Here is a 14569-nt window from a genome sequence, read left to right on the forward strand (position 1 = left end):
CTACAGCACTTCCGGGGCCAGCGACACAATCTTCATGTAGCCTTTGTCGCGCAGTTCGCGCGCCACGGGTCCAAAGATACGTGTGCCCCTCGGGTTTTCGCCATCAGCATCGAGGATGACCGCGGCGTTATCATCAAAGCGGATGTATGAGCCATCCTCACGGCGCCACTCTTTCTTGCAACGCACAATGACGGCCTTTACAACTTCACTCTTCTTTACAGAGCCCTGGGGGGCGGCAGCTTTGACCGTTGCCACCACAATATCACCAATCGCTCCGTACTTGCGTCTGGAACCGCCTAATACTTGAATGACAAGTATTTCGCGGGCGCCGGTATTATCGGCAATTTTCAAACGTGACTCCTGCTGGATCATGGCTTATTCTCCTACACCCTGATCAGCGGTGCGTGTCTCACGCTTGACGATGGTTTCAACTGCCCATCGCTTGTCGCGGGATAACGGACGGGTCTCAACGATCTGGACCTGATCACCGATCTGACAGCCGATTTCATCATGCGCCTTTACGCGCGCGCTCGAATACACCACTTTCTTGTAAAGAGGGTGACGAAACTTGCGGGTGATCTCCACCACGACAGTCTTGGTCATTTTATTGCTGGTCACTACACCAGTCATACGACGACGATTATTCATTATGCACCTTCCACAACAGCGTTCTCAAGCTCGCGCAAGACCGTTTCCATGCGGGCGACGTTGCGGCGCAGAGCTGGCAGGCTGCTGGTGTCAGTCAATTGGCCGCTCACCTGCTGAAAGCGCAATTTCATCAATTCATCGCGCGTGTCCGTGAGTTTCTTACGGATTTCCTCCGCTGCCATTTTGCGGATTTCTTCCACTTTCATAGACTTCATCTTCTATTCTCCTTCCGCGTGGCGACCCACGACTTTGGTCTTAATGGAGAATTTGTATTGCGCGCTCTTCAAGGCGGCAACAGCAATGTCGCCTGGCAAGCCACCTACTTCGAACATGACACGGCCTGGCTTGACCACTGCCACGTAGTACTCCACATTACCTTTACCGGAACCCATGCGGGTCTCGGGTGGTTTGTGTGTAAAAGGCTTGGACGGGAAAATGCGGATCCAGACCTTTCCACGACGCTTCATTCCACGAACAATGGAGCGGCGAGCTGCTTCAATTTGGCGGGCTGTTACCCAGCCCGGTTCCAGCGCCTGCAGACCAAATTCGCCGAAGGAAACTTCCGCTCCGCGGAGAGCTTTACCCTTCATACGACCGCGCATCTGCTTGCGCCACTTTACACGCTTCGGCATTAACATATCAATTACCTCATCTCAGTGTGACGTCGCGATTACTCGCTGACGTACACGCCTTCCGTCGCTTCAGCTTTTTCTTCAACTTCAGGAACCGATTCACCTTTGTAGATCCAGACCTTGATACCGATCTGGCCGTAGGTGGTTAAAGCTTCTGTAGTGGCGAAATCAAGGTTGGCACGCAGGGTTTGCAGAGGCACACGGCCTTCGCGCAACCACACGTCGCGGGACATTTCCGCGCCGCCCAAACGACCACCGACCAAAATCTTGATGCCTTCAGCGCCCTGCTTGATGGCCTGCTGAATGGCACGCTTCATTGCGCGGCGGTAGGCGATACGACGCTCAAGCTGATCAGCAATGTTCTTGGCGACCAACATGGCATCGGTGTCGGGAGAGGAAATCTCTTTGATATCCAACTCGACTTTCTTGCCTGCCAAAGTTTCCAGCGCCTGGCGGATCTTCTTCACGCCTTCGCCTTTGCGTCCGATCAAAATACCGGGCTTGGCGGTGTAAATGGAAACGCGGACCTTACCAGGTGTGCGTTCGACATCAACACGGGAGATTCCAGCTTTGCCATCTTTCACGGCATCGGGCATTTGCTTGCGAAGACCGCGAACGACTTCACTGGCTGCAGCACCACCTTTGGAAAATTTGCCAAGTAACAGAGAACGAATGGCAAAATCCTGATGTAACTGCTGACGATAGGTGGCGCCTTCGGCAAACCAACGCCCACCCCAAGGCTGATTGATCCCTAAACGAAAACCAATAGGATGTACTTTACGACCCATAAAATCTCCTTAAGCTCCGCGCTCGCGTAATACAACAGTCACATGTGAACTGCGGCGTAATATCGGCTTGAAACGGCCACGAGCTCCAAAGCGGCGCCACTTGCGTGTCGGGGCTTCATCGGCTGTGATCTTGGCAACATACAGATCGTCGCGGCTGACACCAAAGTTTTCTTCGGCGTTGGCCACTGCCGATGCAACTAACTTTTGCACTGGCAATGCGGCGCGTTTGTTAACGAAGCGGAGGATCTCCAGGGCTTCATTTGCACTCTTGCCACGCACCATATCGATCACGATGCGGACTTTCTGTGCAGAGAGGGAAAGATGGCTGATTTTTGCATGAATATCGCTCATATCTCACTCTCCTACGCCGAAGCGGCTTTCTCGCTGGTCTGGTGACCACGGAAGGTCCGTGTCGGGGCGAACTCACCCAATCGATGGCCGACCATGTTTTCGGTAATGTAGATCGGCACGTGGCGGCGTCCGTCATGCACCGCAATGGTGTGTCCAACCATCTGGGGGAAAATCACAGAAGGGCGGCTCCAAGTGCGGATGACTTTCTTTTCATTTTTTTGGTTCATGGCTTCGATACGTTTGAGCAGTTTCGGCTCAATGTAAGGGCCTTTTTTCAATGATCTTGACATATATGCGTACCTCGTCTAATTCTTAGCGGTTCGTCTTACTGCGACGGCGCACGATGTACTGGTCAGTCTTTTTGTTTCGGCGGGTCTTCTTGCCGAGAGTGGGTTTACCCCACGGACTCTTAGGACCAGGGAGACCGACAGGCTGACGGCCTTCACCACCACCATGTGGATGGTCGCGAGGACTCATTGCAGTACCACGAACTGTGGGGCGAATGCCCATGTGGCGTTTGCGTCCAGCTTTGCCCAGTTTGACATTGCTGTGGTCAAGATTACCAACCTGACCAATCGTTGCGTAGCAGACCTGATGGATAAGGCGAACTTCACCGGAGGGCATACGGATCTGGGCAAAGTCACCCTCTTTGGCGAGCAATTGTGCAGCGCCGCCCGCAGAGCGGACAAGCTGAGCACCCTTGCCTTCTTTTACTTCGATGTTGTGGATCAAAGTACCGATCGGGATGTTGCTGATCGGAAGAGCGTTGCCAGGGCGAATTTCAGCATTCGGACCAGACATCACGGCGTCGCCAACTTTCAAGTCGAGAGGTGAAATGATGTAGCGTTTCTCACCATCCGCGTAGAAAAGAAGAGCGAGGCGGGCTGTGCGGTTCGGATCGTATTCAACAGCGGCCACTTTGGCGGGAATGCCATGCTTTTCGCGTTTAAAATCCACGATACGGATGTAGCGGCGAGCGCCACCACCACGATGACGAACTGTAACGCGACCTTGAGCATTGCGACCACCGCGGGCTGTTTTCTTTACCAATAACGCGCGTTCAGGAGTGCTCTTGGTAATTTCCTCAAAGGTGTAACCGGTCATGTCGCGCATGCCGGGAGTTACTGGTTTGTACTTTTTAACTGCCATTATTGCACCCCTTCAAAGATTTCAAGGGACTTGCTTCCCTCGGCAAGGGTAATGATTGCCTTCTTGAACGAGGGGCGGCGCACCAGCAAACGACGGCTCTTGGTACGGCGTCCGCGTTTGGCGGGAGCATTCATAATATTCACACGCGCCACGGTAACATCGAACAGGGTTTCAATTGCATCTTTTACCATGGTACGGGTCGCCTTATTGGCGACGACAAAAACATATTGGCCAAGTTTGCCCGACTGGAAGCTGGATTTTTCAGTTACCAGAGGGCGGACGAGGACATCGTGAATCGTGGTCATGTCTCTCTCCTATCCAAGGTGCGCCACGAGCGCATCGATTGTCTTGAGCGGCAGGACGACTTTGTCAAAATTCAGTACGTCACGCACATTCAAGTAGCTTGCGAGTAAGATTTTGGCGCTCTCGATGTTGCTGGCAGAGCGCATCACGTTGTCGTAGTTCTGATCCTTTGCAGGCATCAAAACCAGAGCGGTTGATGTACCAACCAAACTGCCCAAAACCTCAGCCATCAGGCGGGTCTTCGGTTCTTTAATATCGAGATCATCCACTACAACAATACCAGCATCAGCGGCTTTGGCAGACAAAACAGAGCGGAGTGCGGCGAGGCGCATTTTCTTGGGCATGCGCTGTTCATAGCTGCGGGGATGGGGTGTATGAATACGACCACCACCCACCCACTGGGCTGCATTGGTGGAACCCTGACGGGCACGACCAGTGCCTTTTTGTTTAAACGGCTTTCGACCACCGCCTCTAACCTCTGAACGAACCTTCGTCTGATGTGTACCAAGACGAGCGTTCGCCATTTGTCGGGTATATGCCTGATGCATCAGGTCTACATTTACGGGGGCTTCAAAAACATTCGCGGGCAATTCCATCTCGCGAACCTTTTGGCCCTTCAAATCAAGAACATCTACTTTCATGGTTATATGGCTCCCGTTTCCTGCGCGCCTATTGCTTGCGCGCTTCCTTGATCATGACGAGACTACCCTTGCCACCGGGAACTGCGCCGTTAATTGCGAGCAGATTCCGTTCCGCATCCACCATGACGATCTTGATGTTCTGAGCGGTGACGCGATCCACGCCCATATGACCAGCGCGGCGCGATCCTCGCAAGACTCGCCCAGGCGTAGTGCCTGAGCCGTTCGAGCCTGGCGCGCGGTTTCGGTCGGACGTTCCGTGCGTGGCGTTCATACCATGGAAATGATAGCGCTTTACAACTCCGGCAAAGCCCTTGCCTTTGCTGACGCCGATTACATCGACACGTTCACCAACGACAAAAGCGTCGACAACAGTAATCTTGTCGCCGACCTTCAATCCATGATCTTTTGCTCGAAATTCGCGCAGGAAGCGCACAGGGGAAATTTCATTGGCCTTAAAATGACCCAACTGTCCACCTGTGAGGCGCTTGGGGTTCACTTCGCCAAAGCCCAGTTGTACCGATGAATAACCTTCCTTCTCCGGCGTACGTACCTGGGTAACGTAACATGGCCCAGCTTCGATGAGTGTTACCGTATAGGCAACACCTTGCTCATCGAAGATCTGGGTCATGCCGATCTTCTTACCAATTAGCCCTTTCAACATACTCAATTTACTCCTTTAGAAGAATTGACGAGACTGCCAGTCGGGGCAACGACCGCATCATCTCCGTGCAGCGCAGTCAGAAGGTCTGGTGCGAAGCGGTTTGTGTCGGTTCTACAACACAGACCTACTCTTGCGCTGTCTCAAATAATCCGCAAAATTATTGCGGTTACTGAACTAAATTAGATCTTAATCTCAATATCAACACCTGCGGGCAGGTTCAAGCGCATCAACATATCAATGGTCTTTGAGTCTGGATCCAAAACGTCAATCAGACGATTATGGGTGCGGATTTCAAAGTGCTCATGCGAATCCTTGTCGATGAATGCAGAGCGACGTATTGTAAAGCGTTCGATCTTACTTGGCAAGGGTACGGGACCCACAACTTGAGCACCAGTACGCTCGGCAGTTTCAACGATGCGTTTCGCAGATTGATCAAGAACGCGGTGATCATATGCCTTAAGACGGATACGGATTTTCTGTTTGGCCATCATCTCTCACCTATTCCAGGATCTTGGTAACGACACCCGCGCCGACGGTGAGACCGCCTTCACGAATGGCGAACTTGGAGCCCTGCTCAAGAGCCACGGGCACAATCAACTCAACGGTCAGGTTCACATTGTCACCCGGCATGACCATTTCCACGCCTTCAGGAAGGGTGATGTCTCCCGTCACATCCATCGTGCGGATGTAGAACTGCGGACGATAGCCGCTGAAGAATGCCTTGTGACGACCGCCTTCTTCCTTCTTCAACACGTACACTTCCGCAAGGAACTTCTTGTGCGGGGTGATCGACTTCGGCTTGGCCAATACCTGGCCACGCTCCACATCTTCACGTTCGATACCGCGCAGGAGCAGACCCACGTTGTCACCTGCCATGCCTTCGTCCAACTGCTTGTGGAACATTTCCACACCCGTACAGACGGTGCTCTTGGTGTCGCGCAAGCCGATGATCTCGATCGGCTCACCGATCTTGATGATACCGCGATCGATACGACCAGTTACCACGGTGCCGCGGCCTTTGATCGAGAACACGTCTTCCACAGACATCATGAACGGCTTGTCGGTGTCACGCTTCGGTTCGGGGATGTATTCGTCGATGACACGCAGCAACTCTTTGATCGGAGCATATTCAGGAGCGCTCGGGTCGGTCGAGGCGCTTTCCAACGCCTGTTTGGCGGATCCACGCACGATCGGGGTGGTTTCGCCGGGGAAGCCCTGCTTGCTCAGCAGTTCGCGCAATTCGAGTTCTACGAGCTCCAGCAATTCGGGATCGTCCATCATGTCCACCTTGTTCAGGAAGACAACGATCGACGGCACTTCCACCTGGCGAGCCAACAGCACATGTTCGTGTGTCTGCGGCATCGGACCATCCGGGGCTGCCACTACGAGAATGGCGCCATCCACCTGGGCCGCACCAGTGATCATGTTCTTGATATAGTCGCGGTGACCGGGCATGTCTACGTGGGCATAGTGACGCTTGTCCGTCTGGTATTCCACGTGCGCAATGTTGATCGTGATACCGCGTGCTTTTTCTTCAGGTGCATTGTCGATCTGGTCATAGGCTCTGAAATCTGCCTGCCCTGAGAGGCCTGCCACCTTCGTAATTGCCGCTGTCAATGTCGTCTTCCCATGGTCAATGTGCCCCATGGTCCCTACATTCAGATGCGGTTTGCTGCGATCAAATTTTTCCTTCGCCATAAAAAACTCCTTGAATTATGAAAAAACGTTTACGCTTTTAAAATTTCTTCCGCCACTGACTGCGATACTGGCGCATAGTGGTCAAATTCCATGTTGAACACACCACGTCCCTGTGTAGCAGAACGAAGTTGTGTTGCATACCCAAACATTTCTGCCAATGGAACCATCGCCTTCACTGCCTGGGCATTACCAGGGCGAACTTCCATGCCCTGAATCAAACCACGGCGGCTGTTGATCTGGCCCATAACATCGCCCAGATACTCTTCAGGAACAACGACTTCCACTTTCATCATCGGCTCAAGAAGAATTGGGTTACCCCTTTGTACACCTTCCTTGAAGCCCATAATGGCGGCCATCTTAAAGGCCATTTCATTAGAGTCAACTTCATGGTAGGAGCCGTCAATCAAGGTAACCTTCAAGTCGACAACAGGGTATCCAGCAAGAACGCCACCATCTGCAGCTTCTTTAACACCCTTTTCGATAGGTCCAATATATTCCTTCGGAACGGAACCACCGACGGTCTTATTTTCAAATACGATACCGCTTCCGCGTTCACCCGGCTCCATGGCAAATACCACGTGTCCATATTGACCGCGTCCACCTGATTGTTTCGCGTATTTGTAATTAACTTCTTTAATTGGTTTGGTAATCGACTCGCGGAATGCTACGCGAGGAGCACCGACATTTGCCTGTACTCTAAATTCACGCAACAGACGGTCTACGATAATATCAAGGTGCAACTCACCCATCCCCCTAAGAATGGTCTGACCAGAGTCTTCATCTGAATTCACATGAAGTGTTGGATCTTCTTCCGCCAACTTGCGAAGGGCCTCGCCCATCTTCTCCTGATCGGAAGAACTCTTCGGTTCAATTGCGAGAGAAATAACCGGTTCCGGAAACGAAATAGTCTCAAGAACGAGAGGCTTGGTATCGCAAAGAGTATCACCGGTAAAGCTTTCTTTGAAGCCTAATACTGCGCCAATATCACCAGCACGGATCTCTGCTACATCTTCGCGGTGATCGGCGTGCATGCGAATTAAGCGTCCAATGCGTTCTTTCTTTCCTTTTTTGGTGGTGTTCTGAACAGTTTGGCCCTGGCTTAAAATTCCAGAATAAACACGGACATAAGCAAGGCGACCCACATATGGATCAGTCACGATCTTGAAGACCAAAGCACCCAAGGGAGCATCATCTTGTGCAGCAATATCAAAGGTGTTTTCCGGAACACCGGGCTCAGATACCGTGATAACTGGCTTATCTGCCGGAGAAGGAAGATAATCGATTACTGCATCGAGAAGAACCTGTACGCCTTTGTTCTTTAAGGAAGATCCACAGAACACGGGAGCAACCTTGGTGGCAAGAACACCCTTGCGAAGTGCGAGCTTGAGTTCTTCGATGCTGATTTCCTGGGCATCCAGGAATTTCATAGTCAAATCATCATCCAATTCGGCTATCTTTTCCACCATCTTGGCTCGGGCTTCAACAGCCTGTTCCTTCAAATCATCAGGAATCTCAATGATATGAGGTTCTTTACCCAAATCATCTTCCCAAACAACAGCCTTCATAGAAAGAAGATCTACTACACCTTTGAAGGTTGCTTCAAAGCCAATGGGGAGTTGCATCGGAATCGGATTTGCGCCGAGGCGGTCAATGATCGTTTCAATGGTACGTTCATAGGAAGCACCAACGCGATCCATCTTATTAACAAAGCAAATGCGTGGCACGCCATAACGATCAGCTTGACGCCACACAGTTTCAGATTGGGGCTCCACGCCTTGCACGGCATCAAACACCACCACCCCACCATCCAATACGCGCAAGGAACGCTGTACTTCCGCAGTAAAGTCAATATGTCCGGGAGTATCGATAATATTGACCTGATATCCCTTCCATTCCGCAGAAACGGCAGCAGAAACGATGGTAATACCACGCTCGCGTTCCTGAACCATCCAGTCGGTCACCGTAGTACCATCGTCGACAGAACCGATGCGATGAGTCATACCGGTATAGAACATGATACGCTCGGTAGTGGTGGTTTTCCCAGCGTCAATGTGGGCAATAATGCCTATATTTCTGTATTTGTCCAGCGGATGCACACGTGCCATGCTTAACTACTTCCTGTTATTTACAAATATAAGATTAAATTAAAAACTAAACGCGGTAATGAGAGAAGGCGCGATTAGCTTCTGCCATCTTGTGGGTCTCATCGCGCTTACGGATAGCAGAGCCAGTTTCATTGAACGCATCAATCAATTCAGATGCAAGTTTGTCCGAAAAAGACTTACCAGAGCGATCACGAGCAGCTGAAAGAAGCCAGCGGATCGCCAAGGTTGTGCGGCGATCGGTAGAAACTTCCATCGGGACCTGATAGGTTGCACCACCCACACGGCGCGGGCGAACTTCCATGGCAGGACCAACATTCTTGAGAGCGCCATCAAAAACATCCAAAGGATTCTTTTCGGTGCGCTCCTTGATCAGGTCCATCGCATCATATATTAAGCGAACAGCAGTGCTCTTCTTGCCACGCTTAAGCACATGCTGGACCAAGGTCTGCAGGTTAACGCTATTAAAACGGCTATCGGGAAGGATTTCCCGTTTCTCAGGTTTTGCTCTACGCATGCTCTATTACTCCATCTATATGTTACTTCGGACGCTTTGCGCCGTACTTGGACCGGCCCTGCTTACGATTAGCTACGCCGGTGGTGTCGAGGGAACCACGCACAATGTGGTAACGTACGCCTGGCAGATCCTTTACACGACCACCGCGCACTAATACAACAGAGTGCTCCTGCAGTTGGTGACCTTCACCAGGAATATAAGCCGTGACTTCAATGCCGTTGGTCAAACGCACACGCGCAATCTTGCGCAACGCAGAGTTCGGCTTCTTGGGAGTCATGGTGCGAACAACAGTACAAACACCGCGTTTCTGCGGTGCGCCCTTATCCTGTCGCACGCGGCGCTGCTTGAAGCTGTTCAAAGTGAACTGAAGCGCCGGGGCTTTGCTTTTTGTCTTATTATTTTTGCGGCCCTTACGGACCATTTGATTTACTGTCGGCATAACCGCCTCCGATTACAAATTATTTCACAAATTCATTTGAATATTCGCAATAAATGAGACCATCAATAACGATTCCTGATGGCCTCATTTGTAGCTGCCAGTTTGGGTCGAGTGGGGATAAAGCCACTCTTGCTTTCATTGGGCAACGGCTGATTAGTTTATCACGCCATACCTGTCGCGTCAATAGGAATTACTACTTTTTTCCTGATCGATTCTCTCCGAGGCTAAGCAAGCCGGTGTCGTGTTTTGGTGGATGGGCCTTTTCATCATCCTTGCCAAACTTGACCACGTCGCCGCCTTCGTTGATCGCTTCAACTGCAAGGCCAAGGGATTGCAGTTCCTTGACGAGAACACGGAACGATGCAGGAATACTCGGCTCTTCAATCGGCTCACCCTTCACGATCGCTTCATATGTATTTACGCGACCTTGAACATCGTCCGATTTGACGGTGAGCATTTCCTGAAGAGTATGCGCAGCACCATAAGCTTCCAGCGCCCACACTTCCATTTCACCAAAGCGCTGACCACCGAACTGTGCCTTACCACCGAGAGGCTGCTGTGTGACCAGACTGTAAGGACCAGTTGAACGTGCATGGACCTTATCTTCAACAAGGTGATGAAGCTTGAGTATGGTCATTACGCCAACGGTTACTGGCTGATCATACGGGATACCGGTCTTTCCATCACGCAAAACCTGCTTGCCAAGAATGGGAAGAGGAACACCCTTTTCTTTTGATACTTCCTGTGCGGTTTCGTAGACCTTATCTTCTGCAACACGACGTGTGAGTCCGTTGGTTTCCATCCAAAGTCGTAAACATGCCTTGACGGTCATGTCATCAATCTCAGGGTCGGGATTCGCCACATCTCGGTCTTCGAGCAGGATATCTTCGGGGTTGGCATAGCCCTTTTCGCGCAACCATTCACGGGCTGTCGCGTGACGCGCGTAATCCAAATCGTTCAAGCTGTAAACATCATACTTGCGTTTGCCGAGCCAATGCTCAAGGTACAAACGTCGAACTTCATCGTCATCTTGAATGGAAGCAGGATCATATTCCTGATCTTTGAGCCATTCCCAGGCGCGTTCAGCTGCTTCTTTCCAGGATTGATCCATGATCCATGCACGAGCAAGTTCGGCTTCGATTTGCTCTTCACTGGCGCCGTCGAACACCGGAGTGATCGCGCGGAAGCCCATGCGTTTCGCAGCCCATCCCAAATGCACTTCCAAAACCTGACCGATGTTCATACGACCAGGAACACCGAGCGGATTCAAGATGAGGTCAACAGGAGTACCGTCTTCAAGGAAGGGCATATCTTCCACAGGCACGACTTTGGAAACCACACCCTTGTTTCCGTGGCGACCTGCCATCTTGTCCCCTGCTGTGATCTTGCGACGCTGTGCAACTGACACACGCACCATCATATCCACACCAGCAGAGAGGTCAGAATTGTCCTCACGGGTAAATACTTTTACATCAACAACCTTGCCGCGCTCGCCATGAGGCATTCGCAAAGAAGTATCTTTCACATCGCGAGACTTCTCACCAAAGATCGCACGCAACAGGCGCTCTTCAGGTGTAAGTTCTTTTTCACCTTTGGGCGTGATCTTGCCAACAAGAATATCGTTCGGGCCAACTTCTGCACCGATACGAATAATGCCGTTCTCGTCCAAGTCTTTGATAGCGTCATCGCCTACATTGGGGATGTCGCGAGTAATTTCTTCAGGGCCAAGCTTGGTATCGCGAGCTTCAACTTCATGCTTTTCAATATGAACAGAAGTGAAGCGATCATCCTGAACAAGACGTTCGGAAAGCAAAATAGCATCTTCGAAGTTGCCACCCTCCCATGAAAGGAAGGCAACAACCACGTTTTGACCAAGCGCCAATTGACCGCTATCTGTGGAAGAGGAGTCGGCAATAATATCGCCAGCCTTAATCAACTGCCCTTTAACTACAGAGGGTCGCTGATCGATACAGGTGCTTTGATTGGAACGCTGATACTTGCGAAGCTGATAAACGCGATTTCCGCTTTTCTTTTCCTTGACCGTGATGGTGGATCCAGTTACAGAAACAACTTCACCATCTGCGTCAGCAACCACAACCTGACCTGAGTCAAGGGCCGCATGACCCTCCATGCCTGTAGAAACCAATGGAATTTCGGGGCGAACCAAAGGAACAGCCTGAGCCATCATGTTCGAGCCCATGAGCGCACGATTTGCATCGTCATGCTCAAGGAATGGAATAAGCGCCGCACTAATACCTACGACTTGGTGCGGAGCCACATCCATATAATCAATGGCTTCGGATCCAGCAAACATAAAGCCTGAGTGGTATCGGCAGGAAATACGCTCACGAGAGAACTCTTTGCTCTCCGTTAATTGAGCATTTGCCTGAGCAATTGTATATTTATCTTCAGCGTCTGCAGAAAGGTAAGCGATTTCGTCAGAAACAAACGGAATCACGCTGACATCTCCGCCGATCTTGGCGAGCTTCTTCATGGCCTTGGAATCAACCGAAGTCCCAGACTTGAAGAGCAACTCCTCGGTCTTGGGGTCGTAAACATCTTCACGCAAAGTACGGCCTTCCAGGCGTTCATCATCAGCCTTGAAAGATTTGTACACTCTGCGATACGGTGTTTCAATGAAGCCATATTCATTTACACGGGCAAAGGAAGCCAAACGACCAATAAGACCAATGTTTGGACCTTCAGGGGTCTCGATCGGGCAGATACGTCCGTAGTGGGAGTGGTGAACATCGCGCACGTCGAAACCAGCACGTTCACGGCGAAGACCACCCGGACCCAACGCGGACAAAGTTCTCTTGTGACGCAACTCAGCCAACGGGTTGGTCTGATCCATGAACTGTGAAAGTTGTGATGAGCCGAAGAATTCACGCAACGCGGCAACCACGGGGCGAATATTGACCAAGGTCACAGGAGAAAGCTGTTCCTGATCACGAATGGACATGCGCTCTTTAATCACACGTTCCATACGTCGCAAGCCGATTCTCAACTTGTTCTGGATCAACTCCCCTACTGTCTTGACGCGGCGATTGCCCAAATGGTCAATATCGTCAGGGCGCTCCGCACCATTATTGATCTGAATCATACGGCGAATCAAACGAATCACGTCATTTTTCGAAACCGTACGATGCGGGATCGGAATATTCAAGTCGAGTTTTTGATTCAACTTATAACGGCCCACGCGTTCAAGGTCGTAATGGCGTTGGTCAAATAACTGCTCCTCGAGAAACTGACGGGCATTATCGAGTGTTGCAGGGTCGCCGGGGCGCATCTTTTTGAAAAACTCAATCAATGCGGCATTAGGGATGGTCTGATTGTACTGACTCCAATCAGGTTCCTGCTTGAGCGAAGACGCAATGAACATACGCTCAGGGTTGTTATCCACATCCTTGAATATGGAAAGAATCTCTTCATCTGTACCGAATTTGATGGGGGAATCTTTCAGCCCATCATCCACGGCAGCAAGAGCACGCAGGAAAACGGTAATTGGAACCGTGCGTTTGCGGTTGAATTTCAAGATGATATAGTCGGACTTACGTGTTTCAAACTCCATCCACGCGCCGCGATCCGGGATCAATTTCGCCATGGCCAAAGGACGGCCGGTTGCACGGTCCGCAGGTGCTTCAAAATACACACCAGGAGAGCGGATCAACTGGGAAACTACGACGCGTTCAGTGCCATTTACAATGAACGTGCCTTTATCAGTCATCTCAGGAAAGTCACCGAGGAAAATATCCTGTTTGATCGGCTCCGGAACATCCGGGCCAGCTAACAAGACAGAGACATACAATGGGCTGGCATATGTCAAATCACGTTCGACACATTCCTCAATCCCATGTTTGGGCTCGCCAAACCAATACTTGAGTCCCCACTGCTGCGACTCAGGGCCTCTGCTTGGGAAGAACAACTTCATTCCTTTGTTATAAGACTCAATGGGAGAGATCTCATGAAAAAGATCGTTCAACCCTTCCTTCTTGAGTCTTTCAAACGAATCAAGTTGTACTTCTATTAAGTTGGGGAGCTCTAACTTTACTGGAATACGTGCGTAGGTTTTTTGGGGCAAAGAAGATGCCATTCTTCTCTCCTGACTTGTGGCTGGGTTATAAAACGATTTTAACTGTCCCACTTGGACAGCGACCTAACATTATATCGAAACGAATATAAAAAGTCAAGCTACATTTGATATTGAATATCATTCAAACGAATTCGCATGCTTTTCTTGACAATCTCTATAAGTACGTGTAAAATCACGACCGCTTTACAAAAGATGGTTTTGCCGAGATAGCTCAGTTGGTAGAGCACACGACTGAAAATCGTGGTGTCCCCAGTCCGATCCTGGGTCTCGGCACTCTGGCTGAAGTTTAGCCAAGAAATGCGGGCGTAGTACAGTGGTAGTACGTCTCCTTGCCAAGGAGAAGGTCGTGGGTTCGAATCCCATCGCCCGCTCAATAAAAGAGAATGGTGATTAGCAACATTCAATCAATATTTCTCATTCAATAATATGGCGTCGTGGCCAAGTGGTAAGGCAAGGGTCTGCAAAATCCTCATCAGGGGTTCAAATCCCCTCGACGCCTCTTCAAAAGCAAATCATAAATGATTTGCTTTTTTTGTTTCACTTTTCT

Annotated in this window: 17 protein-coding genes and 3 tRNA genes; 3 read left to right on the top strand and 17 right to left on the bottom strand. The window is 50.7% G+C overall.

All coding sequences use genetic code 11. The features are described from left to right. The 17 genes from rplN to IPI86_RS05250 all read right to left on the bottom strand — a co-directional run bounded on the left by rplN (position 1) and on the right by IPI86_RS05250 (position 14022). The gene (gene rplN, locus IPI86_RS05170; RefSeq protein WP_345296924.1) at positions 1 to 372 is read right to left on the bottom strand and encodes a 50S ribosomal protein L14; all 372 of its coding nucleotides are present in this window, start codon (positions 370 to 372) and stop codon (positions 1 to 3) included. Positions 373 to 375: 3 nt separating this feature from the next. Continuing rightward, positions 376 to 648, bottom strand: coding sequence for a 30S ribosomal protein S17 (rpsQ, locus tag IPI86_RS05175; protein WP_345296925.1), 273 nt, complete (start codon positions 646 to 648; stop codon positions 376 to 378). After that, on the bottom strand, positions 648 to 863 hold the full coding sequence (rpmC, locus tag IPI86_RS05180) for a 50S ribosomal protein L29 (protein ID WP_345296926.1): 216 nt from the start codon (positions 861 to 863) through the stop codon (positions 648 to 650). The genes rpsQ and rpmC overlap by 1 nt, the downstream gene beginning before the upstream one ends. Positions 864 to 866: 3 nt before the next feature. After that, positions 867 to 1286 carry a 50S ribosomal protein L16 gene (gene rplP / locus IPI86_RS05185; protein ID WP_345296927.1) on the bottom strand — a complete coding sequence of 140 codons (420 nt, stop codon included), beginning with the start codon at positions 1284 to 1286 and terminating at the stop codon, positions 867 to 869. A gap of 32 nt (positions 1287 to 1318) precedes the next feature. Then, positions 1319 to 2068, bottom strand: coding sequence for a 30S ribosomal protein S3 (rpsC, locus tag IPI86_RS05190; RefSeq protein ID WP_345296928.1), 750 nt, complete (start codon positions 2066 to 2068; stop codon positions 1319 to 1321). A 9-nt stretch (positions 2069 to 2077) separates the two neighbouring features. Beyond that, positions 2078 to 2419, bottom strand: a complete 342-nt coding sequence (gene rplV, locus IPI86_RS05195) for a 50S ribosomal protein L22 (RefSeq protein ID WP_345296929.1) — start codon at positions 2417 to 2419, stop codon at positions 2078 to 2080. An 11-nt stretch (positions 2420 to 2430) separates the two neighbouring features. Further along, a complete protein-coding gene (gene rpsS / locus IPI86_RS05200; protein WP_345296930.1) occupies positions 2431 to 2709 on the bottom strand; it encodes a 30S ribosomal protein S19 in 279 nt (92 codons plus the stop codon). A 22-nt stretch (positions 2710 to 2731) separates the two neighbouring features. Further along, positions 2732 to 3568 carry a 50S ribosomal protein L2 gene (gene rplB / locus IPI86_RS05205; RefSeq protein WP_345296931.1) on the bottom strand — a complete coding sequence of 279 codons (837 nt, stop codon included), beginning with the start codon at positions 3566 to 3568 and terminating at the stop codon, positions 2732 to 2734. After that, positions 3568 to 3873 (bottom strand): 50S ribosomal protein L23, encoded by a 306-nt coding sequence (rplW, locus tag IPI86_RS05210; RefSeq protein ID WP_345296932.1) that lies wholly within the window; start codon positions 3871 to 3873, stop codon positions 3568 to 3570. Before rplW ends, rplB begins: the two co-directional genes overlap by 1 nt. Before the next feature lie 9 nt (positions 3874 to 3882). Beyond that, the gene (gene rplD, locus IPI86_RS05215; protein WP_345296933.1) at positions 3883 to 4512 is read right to left on the bottom strand and encodes a 50S ribosomal protein L4; all 630 of its coding nucleotides are present in this window, start codon (positions 4510 to 4512) and stop codon (positions 3883 to 3885) included. Between the two features lie 28 nt (positions 4513 to 4540). Further along, positions 4541 to 5173: a 50S ribosomal protein L3 gene (rplC, locus tag IPI86_RS05220; RefSeq protein ID WP_345296934.1), complete on the bottom strand. Its 633-nt coding sequence runs from the start codon at positions 5171 to 5173 to the stop codon at positions 4541 to 4543. Positions 5174 to 5352: 179 nt separating this feature from the next. Further along, complete coding sequence (gene rpsJ, locus IPI86_RS05225; protein ID WP_345296981.1) at positions 5353 to 5661, bottom strand: 30S ribosomal protein S10; 309 nt, start codon at positions 5659 to 5661, stop codon at positions 5353 to 5355. 10 nt (positions 5662 to 5671) lie between these two features. Then, positions 5672 to 6871, bottom strand: coding sequence for an elongation factor Tu (tuf, locus tag IPI86_RS05230; protein WP_345296935.1), 1200 nt, complete (start codon positions 6869 to 6871; stop codon positions 5672 to 5674). A 29-nt stretch (positions 6872 to 6900) separates the two neighbouring features. Next, positions 6901 to 8976, bottom strand: a complete 2076-nt coding sequence (gene fusA, locus IPI86_RS05235; protein WP_345296936.1) for an elongation factor G — start codon at positions 8974 to 8976, stop codon at positions 6901 to 6903. A 46-nt stretch (positions 8977 to 9022) separates the two neighbouring features. Continuing rightward, positions 9023 to 9490: a 30S ribosomal protein S7 gene (gene rpsG, locus IPI86_RS05240; protein WP_345296937.1), complete on the bottom strand. Its 468-nt coding sequence runs from the start codon at positions 9488 to 9490 to the stop codon at positions 9023 to 9025. 22 nt (positions 9491 to 9512) lie between these two features. Then, positions 9513 to 9929, bottom strand: a complete 417-nt coding sequence (rpsL, locus tag IPI86_RS05245) for a 30S ribosomal protein S12 (RefSeq protein WP_345296938.1) — start codon at positions 9927 to 9929, stop codon at positions 9513 to 9515. Positions 9930 to 10122: 193 nt separating this feature from the next. Then, complete coding sequence (locus IPI86_RS05250; RefSeq protein ID WP_345296939.1) at positions 10123 to 14022, bottom strand: DNA-directed RNA polymerase subunit beta; 3900 nt, start codon at positions 14020 to 14022, stop codon at positions 10123 to 10125. Positions 14023 to 14222: 200 nt separating this feature from the next. On the opposite strand from IPI86_RS05250, the gene IPI86_RS05255 reads away from it, so the two are divergent. From IPI86_RS05255 to IPI86_RS05265, 3 genes are all read left to right on the top strand, one after another. Further along, a tRNA-Phe gene (locus IPI86_RS05255) sits at positions 14223 to 14295 on the top strand. Positions 14296 to 14321: 26 nt separating this feature from the next. Next, positions 14322 to 14393, top strand: a tRNA-Gly gene (locus tag IPI86_RS05260). A 57-nt stretch (positions 14394 to 14450) separates the two neighbouring features. Continuing rightward, positions 14451 to 14521: transfer RNA gene (locus IPI86_RS05265), tRNA-Cys, on the top strand. Positions 14522 to 14569 lie beyond the last annotated feature (48 nt).

Origin of the sequence: Candidatus Villigracilis affinis, assembly GCF_016705895.1 — a bacterium.
Lineage (GTDB): Bacteria > Chloroflexota > Anaerolineae > Anaerolineales > Villigracilaceae > Villigracilis > Villigracilis affinis.

Coding starts and splice junctions, on each gene's coding strand:
- rplN (WP_345296924.1), bottom strand. CDS start 372: ATGATCCAGCAGGAGTCACGTTTGAAAATTGCCGATAATACCGGCGCC.
- rpsQ (WP_345296925.1), bottom strand. CDS start 648: ATGAATAATCGTCGTCGTATGACTGGTGTAGTGACCAGCAATAAAATG.
- rpmC (WP_345296926.1), bottom strand. CDS start 863: ATGAAGTCTATGAAAGTGGAAGAAATCCGCAAAATGGCAGCGGAGGAA.
- rplP (WP_345296927.1), bottom strand. CDS start 1,286: ATGTTAATGCCGAAGCGTGTAAAGTGGCGCAAGCAGATGCGCGGTCGT.
- rpsC (WP_345296928.1), bottom strand. CDS start 2,068: ATGGGTCGTAAAGTACATCCTATTGGTTTTCGTTTAGGGATCAATCAG.
- rplV (WP_345296929.1), bottom strand. CDS start 2,419: ATGAGCGATATTCATGCAAAAATCAGCCATCTTTCCCTCTCTGCACAG.
- rpsS (WP_345296930.1), bottom strand. CDS start 2,709: ATGTCAAGATCATTGAAAAAAGGCCCTTACATTGAGCCGAAACTGCTC.
- rplB (WP_345296931.1), bottom strand. CDS start 3,568: ATGGCAGTTAAAAAGTACAAACCAGTAACTCCCGGCATGCGCGACATG.
- rplW (WP_345296932.1), bottom strand. CDS start 3,873: ATGACCACGATTCACGATGTCCTCGTCCGCCCTCTGGTAACTGAAAAA.
- rplD (WP_345296933.1), bottom strand. CDS start 4,512: ATGAAAGTAGATGTTCTTGATTTGAAGGGCCAAAAGGTTCGCGAGATG.
- rplC (WP_345296934.1), bottom strand. CDS start 5,173: ATGTTGAAAGGGCTAATTGGTAAGAAGATCGGCATGACCCAGATCTTC.
- rpsJ (WP_345296981.1), bottom strand. CDS start 5,661: ATGGCCAAACAGAAAATCCGTATCCGTCTTAAGGCATATGATCACCGC.
- tuf (WP_345296935.1), bottom strand. CDS start 6,871: ATGGCGAAGGAAAAATTTGATCGCAGCAAACCGCATCTGAATGTAGGG.
- fusA (WP_345296936.1), bottom strand. CDS start 8,976: ATGGCACGTGTGCATCCGCTGGACAAATACAGAAATATAGGCATTATT.
- rpsG (WP_345296937.1), bottom strand. CDS start 9,490: ATGCGTAGAGCAAAACCTGAGAAACGGGAAATCCTTCCCGATAGCCGT.
- rpsL (WP_345296938.1), bottom strand. CDS start 9,929: ATGCCGACAGTAAATCAAATGGTCCGTAAGGGCCGCAAAAATAATAAG.
- IPI86_RS05250 (WP_345296939.1), bottom strand. CDS start 14,022: ATGGCATCTTCTTTGCCCCAAAAAACCTACGCACGTATTCCAGTAAAG.